The sequence below is a fragment of the Caballeronia jiangsuensis genome (genome assembly GCF_046030135.1).
GTDB classification, from domain to species: Bacteria; Pseudomonadota; Gammaproteobacteria; order Burkholderiales; family Burkholderiaceae; genus Caballeronia; species Caballeronia jiangsuensis.
In genome coordinates this window covers 146,763-172,862 of sequence record NZ_JAQQDB010000006.1, presented here as the reverse complement: position 1 = coordinate 172,862, position 26,100 = coordinate 146,763, and the positions used below count along the sequence as shown (strand labels likewise).

Below are 26,100 nucleotides of genomic sequence, written 5' to 3'. Positions count from 1 at the left end.
CCATGAAACTCTTTATCGCTCAGGCCACCTGTTCGCTCGCGGTGCAAGCCGTCGCCAACGAACTGGGTCTCGCGCCCGAACTCGTGCATTTCGATGTATTCGGCAAGACGACCTCCGATCAGTCCGACTTCGCCGAAGTGAACGATCTGCTCTATGTTCCCGCGCTCCAGATCGACGGCGAAGCTGAACCCTTGACGGAGACGATCACGATCGCTTCATATCTCGCGGACCAGCATCCGGAGTCCGGACTGATCCCGAAACACGGAACGATCGAGCGCGCGCGCATGGATCAGTTGCTGACGTTCGTCGCAACCGAGATCGCGCAGAAGCATATCCCGCTCATGCGCAAGCTGATGACGCCGGAAGGCATCGCGTTTCACAGCAACAAGCTGCTCAAGGCGTACGGCAAACTCGACGCGCGTCTCGCCGATGGCCGCGCGTATCTCACGGGCGAGCAGTTCACCGTCGCCGATGCGTATGTGTGGGCAACGATGTGGCACGAACGCTCGGGCGTCAACCTCGATCATCTGACGAACCTGAAGGCGTATATCGAGCGCATCGAAACGCGCGCCTCGGTACGCAAGGCGTTACGCGACGAGGCGGAACTCGTCGCGGCGCACAAGGAACGGCTGGCGGCGTAAATGTGGCGGCGAACCCGCCGGTCGATTCAATGAAGACGCCGCACCGCACGCAGCAGCAGGTCGCCGTCTTCCGTGATGCGAGGCAGGCGGGCGCCGCTCACGAGTTGTTCCATCGCGATGAGCTGGCGTTCGAGAAGCGTGTCGAGTTCGTGCCGGTCGCCGATCTGGTCGGCGGCGTCCTTGACTAGCATAAGGGTTGCAAATTCGTGTGCGCTGAGCATACCTGTCTCCCGATCGTTCGAATAACTGATGTAGGTCGGCGTCGGTTGAAGGCAGGGGCGCGCATGATTTCAGCGCGCGCTTCAGGACACATGACCCGGGGGTACCTCTGGCCGCGAAAAGCAGCGGGATTTGATAATAGGGCGGGGTCGTCATCCGGGGCAATTCGGGTCGTCCCGGATATTGGGAGTTTGAAAGCCGCCAATCGCGATTCTCACAGCCCGTGCACCACCTCCCTCACAAACGCCGCAATGACCTCCTCGTTCCTCGACAGAAGCAGAAACGATCCCACCCGTTTCGACACGAGCAGCCCCGCTTCGATCATCGACGCGACATGCGCCGAAACGGTCGACTGCGAGAGCCCGCTACGTACCTGAATCGCGCTTAGGGGCACGCCGCCATCGAATGCGGCGTGCGTCTGCGTGAAACCTTCCGGCGCTTTCAGCCACGCAAGAATCTCGCGCCGCAAAGGATTCGCGAGCGCCTTGTGTATGAGATCGGCGTCCATTTCAGAACATGTCCGCCGCAGGTTCGCTCTTCGCGGCCGGGACGACCGTCTCTTGCCCGGACCGCGATGCGATGAACGGACCCGTGATCATGCTCGAATAGCTCTGCCCCGGTCCGACCATCGGAAACACATCGGCGTTCTGATCGATCATCACTTCGAGAAAGGCCGGGCCATCGAACGCGACGAAGTCACGCAGCTTGTCTTCCAGTTCGCCCGGCGTCCGGACGCGACAGGCAAACTCGAAACCATCGGCCTGCGCCGCCAGCACGAAATCCTTGCGATGCAGCGCCTTGTCGCTCACGAACATGCGTCCGTCGTAGAAGAGACGTTGCCACTGCCGGATCATCCCGTCGCCGCAATTGTTGAGCAGCAGCACCTTGACCGGCACGCCGTAGGTGCTCGCCGTTTCCAGTTCGCCGACATTCATGCGGATGCTGCCGTCACCATCGATATCGATCACGAGCGCATCCGGCCGCGCGAACTGCGCGCCGATCGCCGCGGGCAATCCGAAGCCCATCGTTCCCATGCTTCCCGATGTCAGCAGGCTTCGAGGCTCGACGAAATCGAAGAACTGCGCGGCCCACATCTGATGCTGGCCCACGCCCGTGCTGATGATCGCCCGCCCGCCGGTGATGTCGCTGAGTTTCTCGATGACCCATTGCGGCTGAATCGCGCGACTGTCGCGATCGTAGTTCATGCCATGACTGCGCTTCAGATCGTTCACACGCTCGATCCAGTCGGAAGGCGCCCGCGATGCCGGACCGTGTTCCATCAGCGAAAGCAGCGCGCGTTTCGCGTCGCCTACGTGATTCCAGTGCGTCCGTTTGACTTTGTCGATCTCCGCTTCGTCGATGTCGATATGCGCGACATGGCGCGCTCCCGGTGCAAACGCATCGGGACGGCCGCCGGCCACGCGGTCATCGAATCGCGCACCCACGGCGATCAGGAAGTCGCAGTCTTCCACCGCGTAGTTCGCGCACGCAGCGCCGTGCATGCCCAGCATGCCGAGCACACGCTCATGTTTCGCGGGCATCGCGCCGAGTCCCATCAACGTCGTCACGACGGGAATCTCGTAGCGTTCGCTGAAGCGGCGCAATTCGGCCGTCGCACCGGACGCGATCACACCGCCGCCCACGTACAGAAGCGGCCGCCTGCTTTGTGCAAGCAGATCGAAGAATGCCGCGCATTTGCGTTCATCGAGACGATCGCCCTTCGCCATCTGACGAAGACGCTCCGAATAGCCGCGAAGCTGCAACGTGCCCTGCCCGCGATACACGCCCTTCCAGTTCTGGATGTCCTTCGGCACGTCCACGACGACCGGCCCTGGCCGTCCCGTGCGCGCGATCTCGAACGCGGTGCGCAGCGTCGGTTCCAGCTTGTCCGGATCGGTCACGAGAAACACCTGCTTCGCGCACGCCGACATGATGTTGAAGACCGGCGCCTCCTGAAACGCATCGCTGCCGATCGCGGCGCGCGGCACCTGTCCGCAGATGAGCACGACGGGCACCGAATCCCCGTTGCAGTCGGCGATCGGCGTGACCGCGTTCGTCGCGCCCGGACCCGACGTCACCATGAATACGCCGACCTTGCCGCTGGCTCTCGCATAGCCCGCCGCCATGAAGCCAGCCGCCTGCTCGTTGGCCGGCACGACGAAGCGGATCTGCTTCTGCGGCTCATCCGCATGCATTTCGTTGAAGCGGAAGACCGCGTCGTAGGTCGGCAGGATGGCGCCGCCGCTATATCCGAACAAGGTATCGACACCTTGTTCGGCAAGCACGCGCAGGATGATGTCGGCGCCTGAAATCGCCTCGTCGATGTGCTGGGTCATCGCCGCCTCACTTCGCGAATGCACGCGTGATGACATCGCTCTGTCGCGCGATATGCTCGCCGTGATAGCCCGGCGCCGTCGATGCGGAAGCAGCGGGTCCCACATACGACAGCGTCGCGCCCGCTGGCAGAATCTCACGCAACTGCGGCTCGACGAAACTCCACGCGCCCTGATTGCGTGCTTCCTCCTGACACCAGATCACGCGCTTCACGTTCGGATAGCGCGCGAGCACCGCCGCGAGCCCTTCGGATGGAAACGGATAAAGCTGTTCGACGCGGATGATCGGCGTATCGTCGATGCCATGCTTGCGGCGATAGTCGAGCAGCTCGAAATGCGCCTTCCCGGAAGTGACGATGACACGCTCCACGTTGCCGTCACGCGCCGCGTCCAGGGCTTCATCGGGCAGAATTTCATGGAACGCGCCGTGAGCCAGCTCGTCGAGCGTGCTGACCGCTTCCGCGTGCCTGAGCAGCGACTTGGGCGTCATCACGACGAGCGGACGGCGATCGAAAGCAAGCGCCTGCATGCGCAGCAGATGGAACATTTGCGCGGGCGTCGTCGGCTGCGTCACGCGCATGTTGTCCTGCGCGCTCAGTTGCAGATATCGTTCGAGCCGCGCCGATGCGTGCTCCGGGCCCGCGCCTTCCTGCCCGTGCGGCAGCAGCAAGGTCAACGCGCTGCGCTGTCCCCACTTGGCCGCGCCCGCCGCGATAAATTGATCGATGACGACCTGCGCGCCATTCGCGAAGTCGCCGAACTGCGCTTCCCAGATCACGAGCGCGTCGCGATTCACCGTGGAATAGCCGTATTCGAACGCGAGCACGGCTGCCTCGGAGAGAATCGAATTGGTCACCGTGAAGCGGCCCTGCACGTCGCGAACGTGATCGAGCGGGATGAACACGCCGTCGGCACGGCTCGCGCGCTTCTGGTTATGCAGCATCGCATGCCGATGATTGAACGTGCCTCGCGCGCTGTCCTGTCCGCTCAGACGCACATCGACGCCCGCGTGGAGCAGCGAAGCGAACGCGAGATGTTCGGCCATGCCCCAGTCCAGCGCCTTCGTTCCGCTCGCCATGTCGCGGCGCGCGTTCAGCAGCTTGTTGACGAGCGGATGAAGCTCATAGCCATCGGGCACGCTGGCTATGCGTCGCGCCAATACGCTCACTTGCTCTGGCGACGGCGGCTCGTAGCGCGTCGGGATAACCGCATCCGCTGCGCCCGATGCTTCGATGACCTCGCTGCCGCGCGCCTGATCGAAGACCTCACGCCGAGCGCCGACCAGCGCCTCCACCTGCTCCGCCGTCATCGCGCCCTGCGCGATCAGCTTGCGCGCATAGAGCGTGCGCACGCCGGGATGCGCCGCGATCGCGCGATACATCAGGGGCTGCGTGATCGCGGGCGTGTCCTGCTCCTGATGCCCGTGCTTGCGGAAGCAAACGAGATCGATCACCACGCTGCGCCTGAACTCCGTGCGATAGTCGAGCGCGAGGCGCACGGCCATCGCCACCGCTTCCGGATCGTCGCCGTTCACGTGCAGAACCGGCGCCTCGATCAGCTTGACGATATCGGTCGCATAGAACGACGAGCGCGTATCGCGCGGGTCCGAGGTCGTGAAGCCAATCTGATTGTTCACGACGACATGCACGGTCCCGCCCGTGCCATGCCCGCGCGTGTAGGAAAGGCTCAGCGTTTCCATCACGACGCCCTGACCCGACATCGCGGCATCGCCGTGAATTTCGACGGGCAGCACGCTGCCGGCATCGTCGGATATGATCGCATCCGCTTTCGCGCGCGCCATGCCCTGCACGACCGGATTCACGATTTCCAGATGCGACGGATTGAATGCGAGCACGACCTCCACCGCTCCGTCGGCGGTTTGCGTGAAGGTGCTGAATCCCTTGTGATATTTGACGTCGCCTTCCGGAAGCGTGTCCGCGTGCCTGCCTTCGAACTCGTCGAAGAGCGCGTCGAGCGGCTTGCCCGCGACGTTGACCAGCACGTTCAGGCGTCCGCGATGCGCCATGCCCATCACGACGGAGCGCACCTTCTTCGACGCGCCGTATCGCACGAGTTCATCGAGCAATACGATCAGCGATTCGCCGCCTTCGAGCGAAAAACGCTTCTGTCCGACATAGCGCGTGTGAAGATGCTTTTCGAGTCCCTCGGCCGCGCTCAGGCGTTCGAGAAAACGGCGCTGGTCCGCGGTCGAAAACGATGGCTTCGCCCGCGTGGATTCGAGTCGCATCTGCCACCAGCGCCGTTCGTTCGCGTCGGTGAGATGCATGAACTCCGCGCCGAGCGTGCCCGTGTAGGTTTGCTCCAGCGCAGCGACGATCTCTTCGAGCGTCGCGTCCTCGTCGAAGAAGTACGTGTCGGCGGTGCTGAATCGCGTGGTCATGTCCGCCGCCGTCAAACCGTAGTACGCGGGCGTGAGTTCGACAAGCGCGCGCGGCGGCTCCCATTGCAGCGGGTCCAGGCGGGCCGTGCGCGTGCCGACCGTCCTGAACGCCGCGATGAGCGCCTGCACCGCGACCTGCTTTCTTGCAAGCGCAAGTCCGCCATCGCGCGACATCGGCGTGTCATGCCGCCCTTTGGCAAGCTCGATGAAGCTCGACACCACGGGCGCGTGCGGCTCGTCATCGCGATCGCTTCCGTCGATGGCGGGTGTGTCGTTCAGCGCATCGAACCAGGCGCGCCATTCATCGGTGACCGATGACGGATCGCCCAGATAGGCTTCGTACTGCTCTTCGACATACGGCGCATTGGCGCCGAACAGAAATGAGTTTTGATGTGTCTCGATCAACATGATGACTATCCTTCGAATGCTTTCTCGAGATGAAGTCTAGTCAGCCACGCTCGCTGCGGCTCATGCATTTGGCGCGTTGTCTGGCCAGTCGATGCCGGATTTGGGCCACGCCCGCTTGGGCGCGATCAGGCGTTCGCTTGTTACATCGAAGCAAAAGTCAATTACCGGGCAAGGCGTACTTCGCGCGCGAGCGTTGGGATAGACTGGGCCGTCCCCAGCGATTGAAGCTCCTACTTAACGAAGGTCACGGCATGAAAGTCGCCATTGTTCTGTTCGACGGCGTGCAGGCACTCGACGTTGCAGGCCCGCTCGACGTGTTCGCGGAAGCCAACACGCATCTCCCCGATCATCAGCGTTATGAAGTCTCGCTCGTCGGGCGCGAAGCGGGCATGGTCACGTGCTCGAACGGGATGCAGATCGTCGTCCCGGTCGGCTATCTCGATTCCGATACGCAATACGACTTGCTGCTGGTGGCCGGCGGACCGAACCTGCCCGACTGGAACCCGCCCCACGACTTCATCTCGTGGCTTCAAAAGCAGGTGCGCGGCGCCGCGCGGTTCGGCTCGGTCTGCAACGGCGCATTCGTGCTGGGACATGCCGGCTTGCTCGACGGCATGCAGGTCACGACGCACTGGGCCGATGCGGGCCGCCTCGGCAAGGCGTTCCCGCGCGCATGCGTGCAGCCCGACAAAATCTTCATTCGCGATGGCCGCCTTTTCACCTCCGCCGGCGTATCGGCGGGCATCGATCTGTGTCTGGCGCTCGTGGCGGAAGACTGGGGACACGAACAGGCGGTTCGCGTCGCCAAGCGCCTCGTGGTCTACATTCAGCGCGAAGGCGGGCAGTCGCAGTACAGCCCTTATGTCGCGGCGGACAAGGAAGAAGCGCCGATCATCGGCAAGGTGCATCAGTATGTGACGGATCATATCGGCGACGCGCTTTCCATCGAGCAACTGGCCAGCGCGGTTTCGGTGAGCCGTCGCACGTTCTCGCGAGTGTTCGCGAAGTACGCGCAGGTGACGCCCTCGGCGTTCGTCGAACAGGTTCGCGTCGATACCGCGAGGAAGCTGCTCGAATCGAGCGATGCGCCGCTGAAGACCGTCGCATTCAAGTGCGGTTTTCATAACGCCACGCACATGCGCACGACTTTCTCCCGGCGCCTGAACGTCACGCCGAAGCAGTATCGCGAGCGTTTTCGTGGCACGGCGCAAATCAGCACGCTGCCGAGGCCGCTGGCTCATGAAGACGTCGCCAAGGAATTCGTGCTGGAGGAACTGGCGGAAGCCGCATAGGTCTTGCATGAGCACGACGCCTGTGACCGACACCTCGCCCTTTCTTGCGGATATCGTCGCGCCGAAGTTATCGGTGATTTTCTGCGGCATCAATCCGGGGATGCTTGCCGCATCGACGGGACATCACTTCGCGGGACGAGGCAATCGCTTCTGGCGGGTCGTGCATCTCGCTGGCTTCACGCCGGAGCAGTTGCAGCCCGAAGACGATCTCGCGTTCCTTCGATACGGATACGGCCTCACCACCGCAGTCGCGCGTGCGACCGCGCGCGCCGATGAGTTGTCGCGGTCCGAGATCGAGGCCGCGGCGTCGGCGTTCGAGCAGAAGATCGCGAGTCTCGCGCCCCGGTATATCGCGTTTCTGGGGAAGATGGCGCTGTCGGCCATTACCGGCAAGCGCGATATCGCATGGGGACTTCAGGCCGAACCGTTCGGCGGCGTGCATGCATGGGTGTTGCCGAACCCGAGCGGTCTGAATCGCTCCTTCAGCCTCGATGCATTGGAGAGCGCATATCGCGAGCTTCACACGGCCGTTGCATCGGCAGATGAGGATCACGCCGCGCGATCGGCGTAAGCGCGCGGCGCTTTTTCTCTGTGCCCGCATCGCAACTGCGTGTTCTTGCGCAAGGTCTCGGTCACGAATTCCAGAAACGCGCGAACCTTTCCGCTTGCGCCGCGACGCTCCACATGCAGCACGCTTACCGGCAAGGGATCGGTCTCGAATGACGTGAATATCGGCTTTAGTCTGCGTCTCAACACGTCGGGCGCCGCCTGATAGGAAAGCAACTGCGTGATGCCGACACCATCGCGCGCGGCGGCGATCGCAGCAGGCGCGAGATCGACGATCATGCGCGGCTGAAGCCGCACCGGCAACCTCGCGCCCCGCTCCGCGAACACCCATTCGTGCGGATGCGTGACGCCCGTGAAAGACACGCAGTCATGCCGCGTCAATTCCCTCGGATGAACAGGTTCGCCGCGAGCTTCGAGATAGGCCGGCGCGGCGTACGTCCGACGCCGAACGAAACCCAACGGCACCGCGAACGTCGTCGAGTCACCGAGATGACCGATACGAATGGCGACATCCACGCCTTCCTCCAGCAAGCGCGTGGTGCGGTCCACATACACGGCATGGATGCCGACATCCGGATAACGCAACGCGAACGCATTGATGAGCGGCGCCACGAATCGCTGGCCGAAGAGCACGGGCGCCGAGATGGTCAACGTTCCCACCGGCTTGACGTGATAAGCGCCGATGCTCGCGTCCGCATCCGCGACGGCATCGAGCACCTGCCGGCAGGTGTCGAGATACACCGTGCCTGCATCGGTTGGCCGCACTGAACGCGTCGTGCGCGCGACGAGTTGAGCGCCGATGCGCGCTTCGAGCGAGTTGAGCGCACGCGAAACCGCCGCCGTCGACAAGCCCAGCTTTTCCGATGCCCTCGTGAAGCCGCCGCCATCGACGATGGCGACGAACACTTCCATCTCACGCAATCTGTCCATTCCGAATCCCGCCCACAAGCTGTTTGCGTTGCGATTGTAGGCAGCATGTCCGGCGAAGCGGTGAGCGGCGCATCGACATGGCCCGAATCGGACGCACTTTGGCCGATGGCGAACCGTTGCATGCGCATTCGATGACCTTGGCCGAATCGGCACATTCATTGGCCCGATTGCGCTGTCGCTCGTCCTTCAACAACGAAGTTTCGTCGCCGACAATAAAGCTACGCGATGCGTGGCCAATATGCCCCATCGATTTGCATCGTTTCACTAACTAATCGAAGAGCCTCATATGTTCTCTGCCATGCTGGAAGTCAATCCCGTTCCCGAGCAATTCGACGCCTACCTCGGCATGGCGAAGATGCTGCGGCCCGAGCTCGAAAAGATCGATGGTTTCATCGACAACATGCGCTACGCGAGCCTGACCCGCGACGGCTGGCTGCTGTCGTTGTCGAGCTGGCGCGATGAGAAGTCGCTCGTGCGCTGGCGTACCGAGGCTCGGCATCACAAGATCATGCAGGCCGCGCGCGACCGCGTGTTCGCGGACTATCGTCTGCGCATCGGTCAGGTCGTCGCGGACACGCACATTCCCGAAGGACAAGCGTTGCTGGAACAGCGTCTGGATGCCACGGAAATTGGTGAAGGCAAGGCCGTGACGCTGCTCGATGCGAGCCGCAAGCCCGCGTGGATAAAGCAGACAGGCGCGCAAGGCGTCGCTGAATCGCTGGGGCTCGATCTGGCAGCGCCTGGCCTCGTCGCGTGGGATGTCTTCGATGCGCTGCTCGCGCCGGGGAACGTCATCGCCGTGGCGACGTGGCGCGATCAAAGCGCCGCCGATGCGTTCTCACGCGAAGCCACGCTGCCGATCGATGTGCGCCTGCGCCACATTCGCGTGATTCGCGAGTACGGCATGTTCGATCGCCGCGAAGCGCCGCAATACTTCGAAGAGGCACAACGCAGGATGTGATGGGCACGCATATGAACACGACCGAATCCGTTCTCGACGCGCCTCGCGAAACAACCGCCGAACGCGCGCCCGTGAAGCAGCCCGCGCTCTCGCGGCGTCTTGCCGCGGGCCTGATCGGGATGCTGCTCGCGTCCCTGCTCGCGATATTGAACGAGCAGGTCACCGCATTCGCGATGGCCGACATCCAGGGCGCGCTCTCGATCGGACACGACGACGGAACCTGGCTCACCACCCTGTTCGAAGCGGCCAACGTCGCGACGATGGTCTTTGCGCCGTGGTTCGGCATCACGTTCACGCTCAAGCGATTCACCATCGGCGCCGTACTGGCCACGATGTTCTTCGGCGTACTGTGTCCGTTCGCGCCGAACCTTCCGGCGCTCTATACGTTGCGTGTGTTGCAGGGCATCGCCGGCGGTTGTCTGCCGCCGATGCTCATCATCGTGGCGCTGCGTTATCTGCCGCCGAAAATCAAGCTATACGGGCTTGCCGGATACGCGATGACGGCGATCTTCGGGCCCGCGCTCGGAACGCCGCTCGCCGCTTTGTGGACCGAGTATGCGAGCTGGAAGATGGCTTTCTGGCAGATCGTGCCGCTCGGCGTGCTGAGTTGCATCGCGATCCAGCAAGGTCTTCCCGACGATCCGCTCAAGCTGGAACGCATTCGCGCCTTCAACTGGACGGGGTTCCTCACCGGATGCCCGGCCATCGCGATGCTCGTGATCGGCCTGTTGCAAGGCGATCGTCTGGACTGGCTGAACTCGGATTTCATACGCGTGATGTTCATCGGCGGAACTGCGTTGCTGGCGGTGTTTCTCGTCAACGAATGGTTTCATCCGGTGCCGTTCTTCAAGCTCCAGTTGCTGTCGCGAAGAAACTTTGCGCACGGACTCACGACGCTCGCTGGCGCCGTGATCCTGCTGGTCGGCGTGGCCGCGATACCGGGACAGCATCTCGCGAGGATTCACGCGTACCGGCCGCTGCAGACGGCGCCGCTGTCGTTGCTGGTCGCGCTTCCGCTCCTGCTTGCGCTGCCATTGACGGCCGCGCTGCTGAACCTGAAACGCGTCGATTCGCGCTGGGTGATGGCGGGCGGTCTCTCGCTGATGATCGCGACCTGCCTGATGGGAAGCTTCATGACGTCCGAATGGATCCGCGACAACTTCTATCTGCTTCAGTCCTTGCAGATCGCCGCGCAACCGATGGTGATTCTCGCCATCCTGATGGGCGTTACCACAGGTTTGCCGCCAGCCGAAGGCCCCTTCGCCTCCGCGATGTTCAACTCGCTCAAGACCTTCAGCGCCGCTGCCGCGACCGCGTTGATCGAAGGACTCGGCACGGCTCGCGAACGCTTCCATTCGACCATGCTCGTGGATCAGCTCGGCAATCGGGCGCTCGTCACGAGTCAGGGCATCGATACGGCCAGTGGTCTCAGCGAACTCGCCCATCGCGTGCATGAACAGGCATTGGTGCTGATGTCCGCCGATCTCTATCGCGTGATGGCGTGTGTTGCCATCGCGCTTCTTTTCCTCGTTCCGGTGTTGCCCGTGCGGATCTTTCCGCCGTGGACCGCTACGCCGCCCTCTTCCCATTAAGGGAGGCTTTCATGTCATCCATCATCCGCTCTCGTTCCAGACTCATTCGCATTGCAACGCCGGTGATCGCGCTCGCCGTCGTCGCGTGGGCGGGCGTCAGGCTTCTTTCCGATTCGACCAGCCAATCCACGAACGATGCCTATGTTCAGGCCGATTTCACGCTCGTCGCGCCGCGCGTCGCTGGCCAGATTGCCGATGTGCTCGTCGATGACAATCAATCGGTCAAGGCGGGCCAGGTGCTCGTGCGTATCGACGATAGCGATTTACACGCCGCGCTGATGAGCGCGCAGGCCGACGTAAGCGCGGCGAGCGCCGCCGTCGCGAACTTCGATGCCGAAATCGCGCGGCATCCGTCGCTTGTCGATCAGGCTCGCGCGACACTGCGATCCGACGACGCCGCCATCGAGTTCGCGCGGGCCAACGCATCGCGCTATCAAAATCTTTCGGACACGGGCGCGGGCACCGCGCAGGAGCAGCAGCGCGCGGCCAGCACGCTCGCTCAGCAGCTCGCGCAACAGGCCCACGACCGCGCCGCGCTGACCACGACCGAGCAGAACCTCGATGTGCTGCGCACCCAGCGCGACAAGGCGGCAGGCGCGCTGGCACGCGCGGAAGCGGCGCTCGCGCAGGCGAAGCTGAACCTGTCGTACACGGAGATTCACGCGCCCGTCGACGGCAAGGTCGGAAGGCGCTCCGCGCGCGTCGGCGCATTCGTCACGGCGGGCGCGCCGATGCTCGCCATCGTTCCGCTCGCGGATGCTTATGTCGTCGCCAATTTTCAGGAGAACCAGATCACGAAGATGCGTCCCGGAGAGAGCGTGCGGATCAGGATCGACAGCTTTCCCGGCGTGATCATCAAAGGCCGTGTCGATAGTCTCGCGCCCGCCACCGGCGTGAGCTTCGCGCCGATCGCGCCGGACAACGCAACCGGCAACTTCACGAAGATCGTCCAGCGCGTGCCGGTCAAGATCACGATCGATCGCGGGCAGAAAGCCGCATCGGCGCTGAGCGTGGGTCTTTCGGTCGAGGCGGAAGTGGCGGTCGGCCGGCATGGCGAGACGCTTGCGCAAGAAGGAGGTGCGAAATGAACGAGAACGACATTTCCCTGCGCGCGATCGCGCTCGCCATCCTGGCTTGTCTGACGATGGCGGGCTGCACGGTCGGGCCGGACTTCGAGCACCCGAAGACCGCGACACCGGACGTCTTCGAGCGCACGCAGACGGCGCAGGCATCGAGCAGGACGGTGGAAGCTGACTTCAATCCGGACTGGTGGACGCTGTTCGACGATCCCGTTCTGAACGCGCTGGAAAAGCGCCTCGCCGACGATAACCTCGACGTGGCCGCGGCGTCCGCACGTTTGCGTCAAAGCCGCGCGGAACAGCGCGTTGCGGGCGCGGCCGCGCTTCCGACGCTCGACGGCGCGGCATCGTATAACCGCGAGCGCGGCAGCGAGAACGGCATTCTGTCGTTGCTCGGGGTCACGCCGTCGCAAAGCCAGCCGCAATCGGCGTCGGGGAACGCGCCGCTCGGCGTGTCGGGGATGCCGGGCTCCAAGGGCTCGCCCGCCTACAACCTGTATCAGGCCGGCTTCGATGCCTCGTGGGAACTCGACATCTGGGGCCGCGTGCGGCGCGGTGTCGAAGCCGCGAGCGCCTTGTCGGATGCTTCGTTCGAAGATCGCAATGCGATTCTGCTCTCGGCGCGTGCGGAGCTCGCGCGCGACTATATTGAACTGCGCGATACGCAGTCGCTGCTCGATATCACGAAGCAGAACCTCGATATCGCTCGCGATGCGGTGAGGCTCACGAAAATCCGCGTGCGCGAAGGCGTTACGACGGACCTCGATGTCGCCAATGCTTCGGCGCAAATGGAAACGATCGAGAGCCTGATTCCGACGCTCGAATCGCGCCGCGATACGACGATCAACGCGATCGGCGTGTTGCTCGGCGAGCAGCCCGGCGCGCTGCGGGACATGCTGGGCGATGCGCGCGATGTGCCGAAGCTGCCTGCGCAGGTGCCTATCGGATTTCCATCGGAGCTGGCGGAGCGCCGGCCGGACATCAAGAAGGCCGACGCGCAACTGCATGCGGCCACGGCGTCGATCGGCATGGCGAAGGCCGATTTCTATCCGCGTATTTCGTTGAACGGGAGCGCGGGGTTTCAGAGTCTTCAGCTTTCCAGTCTTGCCGATTGGGCGTCGGGGCAATTTGTTGTCGGGCCTTCGATTACGTTCCCGATTTTTGAAGGCCGGCGGTTGAAGGGCACGTTGGAGCTTCGGGAAGCGCAGCAGCAGGAAGCGGCGATTCTCTATAAACGCACGGTGCTCGAGGCTTGGCGTGAGGTGGACGATGCGCTGCTCGTGTATGACGCTGAGCAGCGGCGGCGTGATCGGTTGGCTTCGGCGGTGAGTTTGAATGAACGGGCGCTCGGGGTCGCGCAACAACGGTATAAGGCTGGGGCGCTTGATTATCTGGACGTGCTTAATGTGCAGAAGCAATTGCTCGCGGCGCAAAGCGATCTTGAGCGGAGTAAGGCGACGGCTGCGGAGAATCTCGTTACGTTGTGCAAGTCGCTGGGGGGGTGGGTGGGAGGGGGGTTATTAGGGGCGGTGAATGTGGATGATCGGAGGGTGGCAGTCGGGTTAGTTTGGGCTCGGTTTTTTGCGCGTGTTGTTTAGTGGTTGTTCGCGGATTTGCGGGGGCGGCGCTTGTCGACTCGTTGCGGCAACTAGGGCCGATTTGGGCGGCTCTTAAGGCGTAACGGACGTTCGTCGAGTCGCATTGGAAGGCGGGAGGTCGGCCTTTGCGGACGCTCGACGAGCTTTCCTTGGACGTCGGCAATATGGCGGATTGTCGCCGTTGACAGCTCGCGCAGCGGATGGGCCGTTTCCTGCAATCGCCAACTCACAATTTCGATCTGTACAGTCGATGATTGACCGCCGGGAGAAGCTCGGGCTCCCCTCATTTGTCTGAGGGGAGAACGGCGCTTTTTTCAAGGCGTTACTACATGGCATCTTCCACCTTCTTACTCCACCTTCTGACTCAGCCAAAAATATTGGAAGGATGGCCGAGTTCCCCGTCATAGAGCGTCGCCGCAAGATCCGAAGATGCCCAGCCGCGACTTTTTGCATCGGATCGTTGGGCGTACAATCGCATCTCAAAAAAGAACTCGGTCAACATCGCCGACCAATGAATACGAAGGGTAGTCATCCGTGAAAGTCGCATTTATCTATGCAATCTCGGCTGTGATCTGCAGCATTATCCTAGCGGAAGCCTTCAAGGGTGGAATGGACAAGCTCCGATTCATGCCGACTCAAGGTAACTGGACCGTCCAACGTCAGGACAGCGAGGGCTGGCTTCTTTTTGACAAGGAAACGGGCCAGATGTGCTATGTGCGAGCGGGCTCCAATGGCCGGGCCGACTGCACGAAGCTGACGACGTACTAATGACGCGTTATGACATGGAGCACAGCCTCTGTCGGGCTAGTGCCACTCAATTCCATTGCTACGGATTGGACCCGCATGCAGCCGAATCTGTTTGACTTCGCACCCTCGGAACTGTCGCAGGATGCATTTTTGTGCTGGGCTCTGACCCACGCGGACCCGGAGCGCGGCAAGGACCGTTCGGAGATTCAGGCCCTTGGGCACGCGTTCCTTAGTGCGATATTCGCTAAGGATGATACGGCCTCGCCGCCACCGCAGATTCGAAGCGTCAAGGTGCGACGCCAGGTCCAGAGCATTGATATCCTCGTTGAGGTGAACGAGAGCATCGCGATTGTTCTAGAAGACAAGGTTGGCACCACTGAGCACTCCGACCAACTCGCAAGGTATAGAAAGGTTGTCGCGAAGCGAGGTTACGGCGAGGAAGGCAAGCGGATCATTCTAATTTATCTTCAAACCGGCAACCAGTGCACCTATAAACAGGTCCGGGACGCCGGCTATCACGTATTCAGTCGTCTCGACCTGCTCGCGCTTCTGGAAGGACCAGTCGGCAGTTTTGCACAGGATCGAAGCGATATCGTACTGGATTTCACGCGACGTCTTCGACGCATCGAGGCGGAGGTTCAGAGTTATAAGGAGCTCGCCTATAAAGACTGGACGGCCAACGCGCGGATGGGTTTCCTTATGGCGTTGCAACAGGCATTTCCTTCGGCGCGATGGCGCTATGTGGCGAACAAGGGCGGCGGGCTATTCGCATTCTTCTGGGGCGGAAAGAAAGCGGAAGAGGATGTCAATCTCTATTTACAAGTGGAGGCGTCGACGGCCCGTCTCGGTCTTTGCGTCAAGCTCGACACAACACGTAAGGAGGATCTTAAGGTCTTGCGGAAGAAATGGCATAAGGTCATCCTCGCATTAGCTCCTTCCCTGGAACTGGAAGCCACTCGCCCTTCCAAGTTTGGGAGCGGCAAGACGATGACCGTCGCCACGTTCCGCGACTTTCCTATTCTTGACGCGCAAGGTCGAGTCGACGTGCCGATGATATGCGATTTAATGGGCAGAGCAGAGAATCTGTTGGAGGTGTGCTTGGCACATACTGTTCGTCCGCGCGAGGCAACGGAGCTTCCCTGCCCGCGATTACGGTTGCTGGAGATTCGGTCGCGACGTTCGAAGGTAGATCTCTCCATGATTGGTCAACGGGCTTGTTATCGCCACCCACCGATTGTCGACAATTCAGCGCTGGACATCGAATGACCCTCCTTGGCCGAACCCAGAACTTTTTGCAGCCGGACATGCTCTTCCAGAGAGCCAGATAAATGAACTGCCCTTCGAGAACTTCCTTTGACGCTGATTGCAGTGTCGTAACAACTCGCTGACAATGATGCAGGCGTGCTATTACGCAAATGCCTTAAAGCGCGGATCACGTTGCGGTCGGGCTTGCGGTCGTCAACCGACGCATCGCGACTGCAGCGCCGTTCACGATGGGCGCGCTCCACGGATCGGCCGGCAAACTCCACGTGCGCAATGCCTTGGCGGAGGCCGCCACAAACGCTCCCCGATGCCTCATTGATGCATCGGCGCAAAGGCCACAACGACGCGACCTGAATACAATGGACGACCCAGAATCGCTTTCCCTGGCACTGCCCGACGGCTCTCAGGTCTCTGCGCTCCTCCGAGTGCCGGAGGACGCGCGAGCCCTATATGTCTTCGCGCACGGTGCCGGGGCGGGCATGCGGCACGCCGGCATGTCGTCATTGGCCGACGCGCTTGCGGCGGCCAATGTCGCCACATTGCGCTACCAGTTTCCGTACATGGAGCGGGGCTCCAAGCGGGTAGACTCGCCGGCCGTGGCACATGCTGCTGTGCAAGCAGCCGTCGCAGAGGCCCGCCGGCGGCTGCCAGCCCTGCCGCTCTTCGCGGGAGGCAGGTCGTTCGGCGGCCGCATGACGTCCCAGGCCCAAGCCATCTCCCCGCTCGACGGCGTGCGTGGCCTCGCTTTCGTCGCGTTCCCGCTGCACCCGGCGGGCGCGCCCGGCGTGGAGCGGGCACACCACCTGGCGGACGTCACGGTGCCGATTCTCTTCCTGCAGGGCACGCGCGACAAGCTGGCCGAACTTCACCTGCTGACGTCCGTCGTCGAGACGCTCGGGCCACGCGCCACGCTGCGTGTGGTGGACGACGCAGATCATTCGTTCCACGTGCGCGCGTCCTCCGGCCGGACCGACGCGGAGGTCGTGCTCGAACTAGCACGGACGATGTCGGCGTGGTTCTTCGCCGAAGGAGAGTCCGTGCGCGTTACCTGAGCAAGTGCAGGAATGCTTGTAGCAGAGTCGGGACGGGGAGCCGGCGAACTCGCCGTGCTGCATTCGCCCGCTCGATCCCTTTGCTATCCCCAGATGGTCTGTCGCATAGCCACGATAAGCGACGCCTGTCGCGTCGGCGGCGTTTTCCCAGTGCCGAGTGAGTGAATTTGTCAGATCCGCTTGCGGTGATCTCGCCCCCGGAAATCGCGGAGGGCCATCTGCTTTGATTTGGCTGGCGCCGATTCGTGAGCGACCGCTTAAGGATGCGGCCGGAACCAGATGGCGGAGCGTCGAACAACGCGCACTGGCCGGTCACCGCCAGACGCGGTCGCTCGAAACCGCCCCCCTACCGGCCGCTCGAGCCGGCGTCGTCTGTACGACCGCTATCAAGGAGAACCGGCTGGCCGCAGCCTCACCGATAACTGGAATCTCGACGATAAGAGTTGTACTGCCATGTCATCGACGCAATCCACCTTGCGCGACATCGACCGCCGCTATGCGGGCGCGCCGGCCGTCGCCACCGACGCCGCGCGGGAAACCACCGGACAGATTGGCGCGCGGCTCGACCGGCTGCCGGCGACGCGCACGATCTGGTCGCTGGTCGTGCTCATCTCGCTCGGTGGTTCTTCGAGTTCTACGAGTTGTTCGCGACAGCGTACATCGCACCGGGCATCATCCGTTCAGGACTGCTGCATGCCACGTCGAGCGGCTTTTTGAGCTTCGACAGCGTGGCCAGCTTCATCGCCGCCTCGTTTCTCGGCCTGCTGATCGGCACGATGATGTTCGGCACCGTTGCCGACCGGCCCGGCCGCCGCTCGGTGTTCACGCTGTCGCTGCTCTGGTACACCGCGTCGGCCGCCATCATGGCATTCCAGACCACGCCGCTCGGCCTTAACTTCTGGCGTCTGATGGTCGGCATCGGGCTAGGCGTCGAGCTCGTGACGATCGATGGTTACCTGAGCGAGCTGGTGCCGAAGCACGTGCGCGGCCGCGCTTTCGCGCTGAATCAGCTCGTCACGTATCTCGCGGTGCCGGTCATCGCGTGTCTCGCGTGGCGGCTCGTCCCGCTCGCGCCGTTTGGCTTCGACGGCTGGCGCTGGGTCGTATTGATGGGATCAGCGGGCGCAGTCGTGATCTGGGTGGTCCGGTTGCGCGTGCCGGAAAGCCCGCGCTGGCTCGCCGCGCGTGGCCGCCACGAGGAAGCGAACGCGGTAATGGAAGCGCTCGAAGCACGGGTCGCGCGCGAATCGGGCGCTTCGCTGCCCTCGCCTGCTGCGGAGACCGGAGAGGTGGTCGAACAGGGCCGCCTCAGCGAGATATTCCGTCCGCCGTATCGTTCGCGCACGCTGATGCTGTCCATCTTCCACGTGTTCCAGACGGTCGGGCTCTACGGTTTCTCGAACTGGGTGCCGACCTTCCTGATGCATCAGGGAATCGAAGTGACCGCGAGCCTCGCGTACACGCTCGGTATCACGCTCGTTGCGCCTTGCGGGCCGCTCATTGCGATGTGGTACGGAGATCGTGTCGAGCGTAAATAGCAGATCGTCGGTTCGGCGATGCTGGTGGCCATCGCCGGACTCTGCTTTGCGCAATCGCGCGCGCCCGGCCTGACGGTGCTGGCCGGCGCGCCGGTGACGCTCGGAGCAACGACACTGTCGTACAACTTCCATGCCTATCAGTCGGAGCTCTATCCGACGCGAGTGCGGGCGCGGGCGATCGGCTTCGTCTATGCGTGGAGCCGGCTCTCCGGCATCTTCAGCGGCTTTCTGGTCGCCTATGCGCTGCGCGGCGGCGGTGTGTCGGCCGCGCTTCTGTTGATCGCCGCATGCATGGGCATCGATGCCCTGGTGATTGCCGTTCTGGGACCGGCGACGCGCGGGAAGTCGCTGGAGTCGATTTCGCACTAAGCTTTGCAAAGCGCGCCTGCGACGGTGCAGACGGTCGCGTGTGGCCGGCCGCCGTCCGGACTTTCACACGGCGTCAAAAGCTGGCCCAAAACGTTTCATTCGACGTGTCGATACTGGACAGTAGCCACGCCCAGGCGATGCCCATCCGCGTAAAGGAGTTCCGCCCATGCGTTCCTTCCTTCGCCCGCTCAAACGCTCGTCGTTCGTACTCGTTGTCCTCGCGGCGACAGTGGGCACATCTGCTGTCGCGTTTGCGGCCGATCCCACCGATACGAGCGTCGAAGAGGCACCCTTTCTCGCCGAAAACGACAAGGCGATGACGAAGATGATGGACGACATGTCCATCAAGCCCACAGGCGACGTCGATCGGGACTTCGTGGCGATGATGGTCCCGCACCATCAGGGCGCGCTCGACATGGCGCAGGCCGAGTTGCGCTACGGACACAACGAACAACTGCGCCGCATTGCCCAGGAGATCGTGGTCGAGCAACAGCAGGAAATCGTCGCGATGCGGCTCGCGCTGGGTCAGCCGCTGCCGGCGCGCGCCACAGCACCCGACCAGCCGGCGCACGCATCCGCCCCGGCACCGTCGCATTCGATGTCTCATGACACGGCTCACATGAACATGCAGAAGGAGTCTCGATGAAAACCACGTCCAGTGTCGTGACCGCCCTGGCGGTCTTCGCCCTCGCCGCAGCGCGGTCCGTGCTGGCTGGCCAGGCGCCAGGTTTGCTGGCCGATCCGGACATCCCGGTCAGCCACCATGACCGCGTGTATGCGGCCGAGCAGTTCTCCAACACAGTCTCCGTGACCGACCCTGCGGATAACCACCTGGTCGGGGTCATTCGCCTCGGCGATCCGGCGCCCGCCAGCTTCAGCCCGCTGTACCGTGGGCAGGTGCTCGTGCACGGCATGGGCTTCTCGCCGGACCACCACACACTCGCAGTCGTGTCGATCGGTTCCAATTCCGTCACGTTCATCGACACGCAGACGAACGCGATCAGGCATGTCACCTACGTCGGCCGCTCCCCGCACGAGGCGTTCTTCACGCCGGACGGCAAGGAAGTCTGGGTGACCGTGCGCGGTGAAAACTATGTCGACGTCCTTGACGGCAAGACTTTTGAAGAGAAGATGCGCATCACCGTTCCCGCGGGGCCCGGCATGCAGATCTTTTCTCCGGACGGCAAGTATGGATATGTGTGTTCGTCGTTCAATCCCGAGATCGAGGTGATCTCAGTGGCCGACCACCAGATTGTTGGCAAGGTCATGCAGGCAAGCCCCTTCTGTCCCGACCTCGCGGCGACGCCGGACGGCAAGCAGGTCTGGTTCACGCTGAAGGATATAGGAAAGACCCAGGTGTTCGACGCGCACCCGCCCTTCGCATTGCTGACAACGATCGACACCGGTCCGATCACCAATCACGTCAACATCGTACACAACGCAAATGGGATGTTTGCCTACGTGACCGTGGGCGGGCTTAATCAGGTGAAGGTTTTCCGGACCGACGATTTCTCGCAGGTCGCGACGATTCCGGTCGGCAACTTGCCGCATGGCATCTGGCCGTCAGGCGATGGCAGCCGCGTCTACGTTGGCCTCGAGAACGCCGATATGATGACTGCCATCGATACGCTAACGAACAAGGTCATCGCCAATGTAGCGATCGGGCAGGCGCCACAGGCGGTCGCCTATGTGCCGAATGCCGTGCCGGACGGCGATGGCACCCAGAATATACAAGCGCTCGGATTGGCTGGGCAAACCATCCATCTCGCGCTAATGCCCGCTGGCACGGGCAAACCGGGGGGCGCCGCGAACGCCCCCACCACCGTCACTCTGTTCGATCAGGGACTGGTTCAGGTTCTCCAGGCTGCCGTCACCGGGTTGCAGCCGAAGCAGTCCTACGTGCTGGGTTTTTCGGACAAGTTCGACGGCACCGGCAACGTAGAGCCGCTCGCCAACTTCACGACGAACCCGGCCGGCGCTGCAATTGTCAATGCGCTGGGCCAGATTCGCCAGGTCGTCGCACCGGGAGACGCCACGGATCGCGACAGACGCCGCTATCTTGTGATCGCTCCGCTAGTATCGGGTAAGCCGGGTGCGGTGGTGCAGATTCAGGCGCTTTAAAAGCCGCAACGCGTTCGGTCGCTCTTTCCAAATCAAACGTGGGCGATCTGAGGCAACATTCGGACGAGGCGCGGAAGCAACTCCGTGACCGGCACGCGTACTGCATCGGTCAACTCCCGGATAGCGACGCGTTCCCCGCCGGCAGACGAACCAGGCATGCGCATCGCCCGCGAGTCGCGCGCCACCGCGAGATTCGCAGCGATCGCGCCTTCATCGATGTCGACCCGAGCAGGATGCAGCAAAGTTGATAGTGCCTGTGGATGATCGCGACGGTGAGTTCGTACCAACCCGCCGTGCAACCATTTCATGCTTTGCGGGCTCCTCACGCCTTTAAGCCTATGCTTTTCAGGCATGGAGACGAGCCTCGAAAGTCTTTCTCGTCTGAAGGCCTAACCGCTAATCTGCGTGCAGGAGCCAGAGCATTCCGGCGGACCTGAACAGATCGCGGTCTTCCAGTTTTTCTCGTTTCCCGTCGACGCGCGCTACATATCGAGTGATGAATTCGACGCGCGCACCTGGGCGCCATAGCTCTGGCGACTTGCACTTGTCATGATCTACTCTATCGGAGCCACAAATGACCCAATCCGTAGTCCTTATCACTGGCGCCCTCACCGGCATCGGCCGCGCAACCGCTTTTGCGTTTGCCCGCTCGGGCGCACGCCTCGTCGTGTCGGGCCGCCGCGTCGCACAGGGTGAGGCGCTCGAGGCAGAACTCCGCGAATCAGGCGCAGAAGCGTTCTTTGTACAGGCCGACGTACGCCGCGACGAAGACGTGCGTCGCCTAGTCGATGAAACCGTTGCCCGCTTTGGCCGGCTCGACATCGCAGTCAACAATGCCGGCACGGAAGGCCGGCCGGGGCCGGTGATGGAGCAGACCGCCGAGAGTTATGCCGATACCTTCGACACCAACGTGCTCGGCACGTTGCTGAGTCTCAAGCACGAACTGCGCGTGATGACCGCGCAGAAAGCCGGAAGCATCGTCAACATATCTTCGACTTATGGTCACGAGGGCGCCGCGTTCGCCTCGGTGTATGCGGGCAGCAAGCACGCCGTGGAAGGCATCACGAAATCGGCCGCGCTCGAGGCCGCACCGGCGGGCGTTCGTGTCAATGCTGTCGCGCCCGGTCCCACTGACACAGGCATGCTGGACCGTTTCACGAGCACGCCGGAGAACAAGGCAGCGCTCGCCGCAACGGTGCCGCTCGCGCGAATCGGCAGGCCCGACGACATCGCCGCGGCCGTGCTCTACCTGGCAAATGAAGGTGCTGCGTTCGTCACGGGGCAGATTCTCACCGTCGACGGCGGCAAGACCGCAGGCTGAACGCTCAGCGCGTATTCGCCTTCCTGCTCAAGCGGCAAAACACCATATAAGCGACGTTTCTGGATAACAGACAATGAACACCGATCTCACCTTCTTCGAATCCAAGGCCTCCCCCAACTCTCGCAGGGTCCGTATCTTCCTCGCCGAGAAAGGCATCGAATTTCCAACCAAACCGGTGGACCTCGGCGCGAAGGAGCAATTTTCTGATACCTACGTCGCAATCAACCCGCGCCGGCAGGTTCCCACGCTCGTGCTCCGAGACGGCACTGCGATTGGCGAAGTCCCGGCAATCTGGCGCTACGTCGAAGAGGCCTACCCCGAGACGCCCGCGCTGCTAGGCACGACGCCAACGACGAAGGCGCTCGTCACGATGTGGGAACGACGCGCTGAACTGGACGGATTCTCGGCAGTGATGGAGGGCGTCAGGAATGCCGTCGCGGGGTTGAAAGGCCGGGCGCTGTCAGGTCCGCATGGATATGAGCAGATTCCCGAAATCGTCGAGCGCAGCAAGTTGCGCGTCGCGAACTTCTTCGGCGATTTCAATGACCGGCTCAAGACAGTACCGTTCGTCGCGGGCGATGCGTTTTCAGTGGCGGACATCACGACGCTGGTGACGATCGACTTCGCGGCGGGCGGCATGAAGCTCGGCATTCCCGCCGGGTTCGATGCGCTGCAGGCGTGGTATGACAAGGTGTCGGCGCGTTCATCGTCGAAGGCATGACCGATGCCGCGCGCTCAGTGCCCGTGCGCGCGGCTTCGGTGCTTGGCCTCAGCGCCGGTAAGCGCTGCGCCGGCCCGTGTCGCGCCCGCGTCCGCGGACTGCCGCGTCGCGGGAAAGATGGCCTCCAGCGCGGCTTGCGCGTCGCCTTTCATGTGCCGGAGCCTGGCGAGACTCATCGCGCAACGCGACTGCCACGCGACGAAGCCGAGTTCCCCCGCCATCTGAAGGGCTTCGCACAGAATCGATTCGGCCGCCGGTATCGCCTCGTCGCCCCGGCTCGCAACCAGCATCTCCGCCTTCGCTCTCCACAGCTCGGGCAGAGCGCACCGGTCGTCGGTGCGAACCGCGCGTGTCAGCGACGCGTCGATGACCTCGGCCGCCTCGGCAATCATGCCCCGCCTGCACAACGACTCGGCGAGCGCCGTGACGTAAGGCGAGAGCGACACGTAGAAGCGCTTCGAACCGATGTTCGTCATCGCCGGGGAGATGGTCCGGCCGAACGCGGCCGTGTCGCCCGCGCGCAGATCGAGCAGTCCTTGCCACATCCGCGCACGGGCGCGCCAGGTCGAAATACTGTGACGCCGCGTTTCCACCGCGAGAGACGCGACGGCCTCCTCGAGCGTGGCATCGTCACCACACAATACGGCCAGCGTGCAAACGGCTTCGCTCAGCGCATAACAGATCGAGACGGGATGGTCGAACTCTCGCGCATCATCGAGCGATTGTCGTGCTGCCTGCCGCGCCTCATCCACGTTCCCCATGAACCACAGCGTGAGTGCGAGCGATGCGTGAGACAGCATCTTCTCGTCGTACAGGAAGCGCATCCGTTGCGCGCGCGTCAGCGGCGAAGGATCATTCGATGCGCGTTCCAGGTTCACGAGAGCGCCCTGGAGATCGCCGCCGAATAGATGCGACATGCCATTCAGACGACAGGCTGCGAGTTGATCGCATTTGCATGCCGACGTCGATGCGAGGTCACTGAACCGATGAGCAAGCGGGATGGCCCGCGCGTATTCGCCATTCAGGTAGTGGCACATCCAGCGCCCCCACATGCCCAGCAGTTGATAATCCGGGTTACCGACCCGCGCCGCGATTTCCACGACTGATTCGAAGGCATCACTGGTGCTGGCTGCGACGGTATGACAAAGCAGACACATCCCTCGCGCCGCATGAAGCTTCATGTGCCGCTCGTCGACCGGACCGCCTTCGACCGACAGCCATTCCAGCGCCACGTCCACTTTCTCGAGACACTCTTGAAGCAGCGCCAGATGCATCAGAAACGGAATGCCGGCGACCGTGAGTTCGATTGCCAGCGGCATGTCCCCTTCGGCGCTGAAGCCCCACAGCATCGCGGCGCGAAGGTCGTTCAGATGCGGCGCATAGCCATTTTTCCAGTCGACATCGGCGCGCACCTCTGTCTGCCGCTCGGCCGCCCGGAAGATTTCGAGGAAGTAGCTTGCGTGCCGCCTCGACCATTCACGCATCGCACCGCTCTCGCGTAGCGCGTCCCGCGCGTACGCACGCGTCGATTCCAGCAACCGATACCGGACATAGCCGCTGCCAGGAACCACCGAAACAAGCGACTTGTCGACGAGCTGCATCAAGGCCGCCACAACTGCGTCCGGGGAAAGCGCCGCGCAACTCGCCATTTCCTGCGCGGATGCCAACGTGAACGTTCCCGAGAAAAGGCTCAGCCGATTCAGCACGGATCGCTGATCATCGGACAGAAGGCTGTAGCTCCAGTCGAGCGTGGCGCGCAGCGTCTGCTGCCTCGGCAGCGCCGTGCGCGCGCCGTGCGTGAGGATCTGGAAGCGATTCCCGAGCCGGTCGGCCACACCCTGCAGACCGAACGCCGGCACGCAAGCCGCGGCAAGTTCCAGCGCGAGCGGAATGCCGTCGAGCTGTCGGCAAATTTGCGATTTCAGCCGCAACGCCGCACGTGTATCCAGACTGACGGCGCGCGAATTCACGCGCTCGTCGAAGAGACGCACGGCGCTGTAATGGAGCGCGCCGTCGCAATCGTCGTCCGGCGGCACGTCGAGCGACGGAACGCGATAAAGCAGTTCCCCATCGATGCGCAACGGCTCGCGGCTCGTCGCGACTACAGTCGCTTGCGGGGCAATATGCAGCAGCCGCTCGGCGATCCTCGCGGCACCATCGATCAGATGCTCGCAGTTGTCCAGAACGAGTAGCAGATGCCGCGACACCAGGCTCGGCGCGAGCCGGTCGAGCGAAGGCGTTCCATCGCCCGGGGGAAAACCGAGCGCGACGGCGACGGTCGTCGGGATATGGTCCGCAGATGTGGTTGCGGCGAGTTCGGCCATGAACGCGCCATCGGCAAAGAGAGGCGCCGCCTGACGCGCAGCTTCGAGCGCCAGCCGCGTCTTTCCCACACCGCCGGTACCCACGAGCGTGACCAGACGATGCGTTTGCAGGCCACGGCAAATCTCGCGCACGGCCGCTTCCTGACCAATGAGAGGACTGATCGCGGCAGGCAGCCGCGAGCCCGAAAAAAACGGACCGTCCGCTCGCATGGCAGTTGACTGGTCCGATTCCCTCGCTGGCGCGAGCGGTTCCGCGGTGAACTGGTATCCGCGCCCCGTCACCGTACGTATTGCCGCCCGATCGTCTCCGAGCGCCCGGCGAAGCGCGGAAACCTGAGCTTCGACGGTATTGTCCTCGACGACGCGGTCGTGCCACACGCTCGCGATGATCTCGTCCTTGCTCACAACGGAACCACGCGACTCCACCAGAACGAGGAGCAGGTCGAACGCCCGCTCGCCGATGTCGACTCTGATTCCGCGATGCAACACCTCTCGGCGGCGCGGCGCGACGATCGTTGCCCCGAAAGCGAAGTCATCGTGATGCGGCATGCACGCGTTCATGCGGGCCTCCTCGTGACGAGGTGCGGACAACCGGGATCGAGCGTGAATCCGGGGCGCTCTCT

20 protein-coding genes and 2 pseudogenes are annotated in these 26,100 nt (G+C 62.9%); 15 read left to right on the top strand and 7 right to left on the bottom strand.

The genetic code is table 11. From position 1 onward, the window contains the following. Positions 1 to 2 precede the first annotated feature (2 nt). Complete coding sequence (locus tag PQR08_RS08645; protein ID WP_238290197.1) at positions 3 to 641, top strand: glutathione S-transferase family protein; 639 nt, start codon at positions 3 to 5, stop codon at positions 639 to 641. Positions 642 to 667: 26 nt separating this feature from the next. Here the strand turns inward: PQR08_RS08645 and PQR08_RS08640 are convergent, their stop codons facing one another. The 4 genes from PQR08_RS08640 to PQR08_RS08625 form a co-directional block, all read right to left on the bottom strand. After that, on the bottom strand, positions 668 to 862 hold the full coding sequence (locus tag PQR08_RS08640; protein ID WP_035505105.1) for a hypothetical protein: 195 nt from the start codon (positions 860 to 862) through the stop codon (positions 668 to 670). Between the two features lie 212 nt (positions 863 to 1,074). After that, positions 1,075 to 1,368 carry an ArsR/SmtB family transcription factor gene (locus PQR08_RS08635; protein ID WP_250485976.1) on the bottom strand — a complete coding sequence of 98 codons (294 nt, stop codon included), beginning with the start codon at positions 1,366 to 1,368 and terminating at the stop codon, positions 1,075 to 1,077. 1 nt (position 1,369) lies between these two features. Continuing rightward, positions 1,370 to 3,196, bottom strand: coding sequence for a biosynthetic-type acetolactate synthase large subunit (gene ilvB / locus PQR08_RS08630; RefSeq protein ID WP_250485975.1), 1,827 nt, complete (start codon positions 3,194 to 3,196; stop codon positions 1,370 to 1,372). Between the two features lie 7 nt (positions 3,197 to 3,203). Next, on the bottom strand, positions 3,204 to 6,002 hold the full coding sequence (locus tag PQR08_RS08625; RefSeq protein ID WP_250485974.1) for a 2-oxoglutarate dehydrogenase E1 component: 2,799 nt from the start codon (positions 6,000 to 6,002) through the stop codon (positions 3,204 to 3,206). Positions 6,003 to 6,253: 251 nt separating this feature from the next. Between PQR08_RS08625 and PQR08_RS08620 the strand changes: the two genes are divergently transcribed. Continuing rightward, the gene (locus tag PQR08_RS08620) at positions 6,254 to 7,294 is read left to right on the top strand and encodes a GlxA family transcriptional regulator (RefSeq protein WP_250485973.1); all 1,041 of its coding nucleotides are present in this window, start codon (positions 6,254 to 6,256) and stop codon (positions 7,292 to 7,294) included. A gap of 7 nt (positions 7,295 to 7,301) precedes the next feature. After that, positions 7,302 to 7,865: a G/U mismatch-specific DNA glycosylase gene (gene mug / locus PQR08_RS08615; protein ID WP_250485972.1), complete on the top strand. Its 564-nt coding sequence runs from the start codon at positions 7,302 to 7,304 to the stop codon at positions 7,863 to 7,865. Here mug and PQR08_RS08610 read toward each other — a convergent pair. Further along, positions 7,844 to 8,791 carry a LysR family transcriptional regulator gene (locus PQR08_RS08610; RefSeq protein ID WP_250485971.1) on the bottom strand — a complete coding sequence of 316 codons (948 nt, stop codon included), beginning with the start codon at positions 8,789 to 8,791 and terminating at the stop codon, positions 7,844 to 7,846. The genes mug and PQR08_RS08610 overlap by 22 nt on opposite strands. Before the next feature lie 286 nt (positions 8,792 to 9,077). Here PQR08_RS08610 and PQR08_RS08605 point away from each other — a divergent pair, with 286 nt between their 5' ends. From PQR08_RS08605 to PQR08_RS08560, 10 genes and pseudogenes are all read left to right on the top strand, one after another. Continuing rightward, a complete protein-coding gene (locus PQR08_RS08605) occupies positions 9,078 to 9,752 on the top strand; it encodes an antibiotic biosynthesis monooxygenase family protein (protein WP_250485970.1) in 675 nt (224 codons plus the stop codon). Continuing rightward, positions 9,752 to 11,344, top strand: coding sequence for an MFS transporter (locus PQR08_RS08600; protein ID WP_408161257.1), 1,593 nt, complete (start codon positions 9,752 to 9,754; stop codon positions 11,342 to 11,344). The genes PQR08_RS08605 and PQR08_RS08600 overlap by 1 nt, the downstream gene beginning before the upstream one ends. A gap of 11 nt (positions 11,345 to 11,355) precedes the next feature. Continuing rightward, positions 11,356 to 12,432, top strand: coding sequence for an HlyD family secretion protein (locus tag PQR08_RS08595; protein ID WP_250485969.1), 1,077 nt, complete (start codon positions 11,356 to 11,358; stop codon positions 12,430 to 12,432). After that, positions 12,429 to 13,947: pseudogene (locus tag PQR08_RS08590) on the top strand (efflux transporter outer membrane subunit). The gene PQR08_RS08595 and the pseudogene PQR08_RS08590 overlap by 4 nt, the downstream one beginning before the upstream one ends. Before the next feature lie 701 nt (positions 13,948 to 14,648). Next, positions 14,649 to 14,789, top strand: coding sequence for a hypothetical protein (locus PQR08_RS08585; protein ID WP_374191220.1), 141 nt, complete (start codon positions 14,649 to 14,651; stop codon positions 14,787 to 14,789). Positions 14,790 to 14,864: 75 nt separating this feature from the next. Continuing rightward, entirely contained in the window at positions 14,865 to 16,034 is a 1,170-nt protein-coding gene (locus PQR08_RS08580) for a PD-(D/E)XK nuclease family protein (RefSeq protein WP_250485966.1), read from the top strand. Between the two features lie 356 nt (positions 16,035 to 16,390). Next, positions 16,391 to 17,083, top strand: coding sequence for an alpha/beta hydrolase family protein (locus PQR08_RS08575; protein WP_250485965.1), 693 nt, complete (start codon positions 16,391 to 16,393; stop codon positions 17,081 to 17,083). Positions 17,084 to 17,536: 453 nt separating this feature from the next. Continuing rightward, positions 17,537 to 18,990 (top strand): annotated as a pseudogene (locus tag PQR08_RS08570) (MFS transporter). A 166-nt stretch (positions 18,991 to 19,156) separates the two neighbouring features. Further along, complete coding sequence (locus PQR08_RS08565) at positions 19,157 to 19,636, top strand: DUF305 domain-containing protein (RefSeq protein WP_250485964.1); 480 nt, start codon at positions 19,157 to 19,159, stop codon at positions 19,634 to 19,636. Continuing rightward, a complete protein-coding gene (locus tag PQR08_RS08560; protein WP_250485963.1) occupies positions 19,633 to 21,111 on the top strand; it encodes a YncE family protein in 1,479 nt (492 codons plus the stop codon). Before PQR08_RS08565 ends, PQR08_RS08560 begins: the two co-directional genes overlap by 4 nt. Before the next feature lie 32 nt (positions 21,112 to 21,143). On the opposite strand, the gene PQR08_RS08555 is transcribed toward PQR08_RS08560, so the two are convergent. After that, on the bottom strand, positions 21,144 to 21,419 hold the full coding sequence (locus tag PQR08_RS08555; protein WP_250485962.1) for a hypothetical protein: 276 nt from the start codon (positions 21,417 to 21,419) through the stop codon (positions 21,144 to 21,146). Positions 21,420 to 21,685: 266 nt separating this feature from the next. Between PQR08_RS08555 and PQR08_RS08550 the strand changes: the two genes are divergently transcribed. Together PQR08_RS08550 and PQR08_RS08545 are read left to right on the top strand one after the other, a co-directional pair. Then, a complete protein-coding gene (locus PQR08_RS08550) occupies positions 21,686 to 22,432 on the top strand; it encodes an SDR family NAD(P)-dependent oxidoreductase (RefSeq protein WP_250485961.1) in 747 nt (248 codons plus the stop codon). A 73-nt stretch (positions 22,433 to 22,505) separates the two neighbouring features. After that, complete coding sequence (locus PQR08_RS08545) at positions 22,506 to 23,153, top strand: glutathione S-transferase family protein (protein ID WP_250485960.1); 648 nt, start codon at positions 22,506 to 22,508, stop codon at positions 23,151 to 23,153. A gap of 14 nt (positions 23,154 to 23,167) precedes the next feature. Here the strand turns inward: PQR08_RS08545 and PQR08_RS08540 are convergent, their stop codons facing one another. Continuing rightward, a complete protein-coding gene (locus PQR08_RS08540) occupies positions 23,168 to 26,038 on the bottom strand; it encodes an ATP-binding protein (RefSeq protein ID WP_250485959.1) in 2,871 nt (956 codons plus the stop codon). Positions 26,039 to 26,100 lie beyond the last annotated feature (62 nt).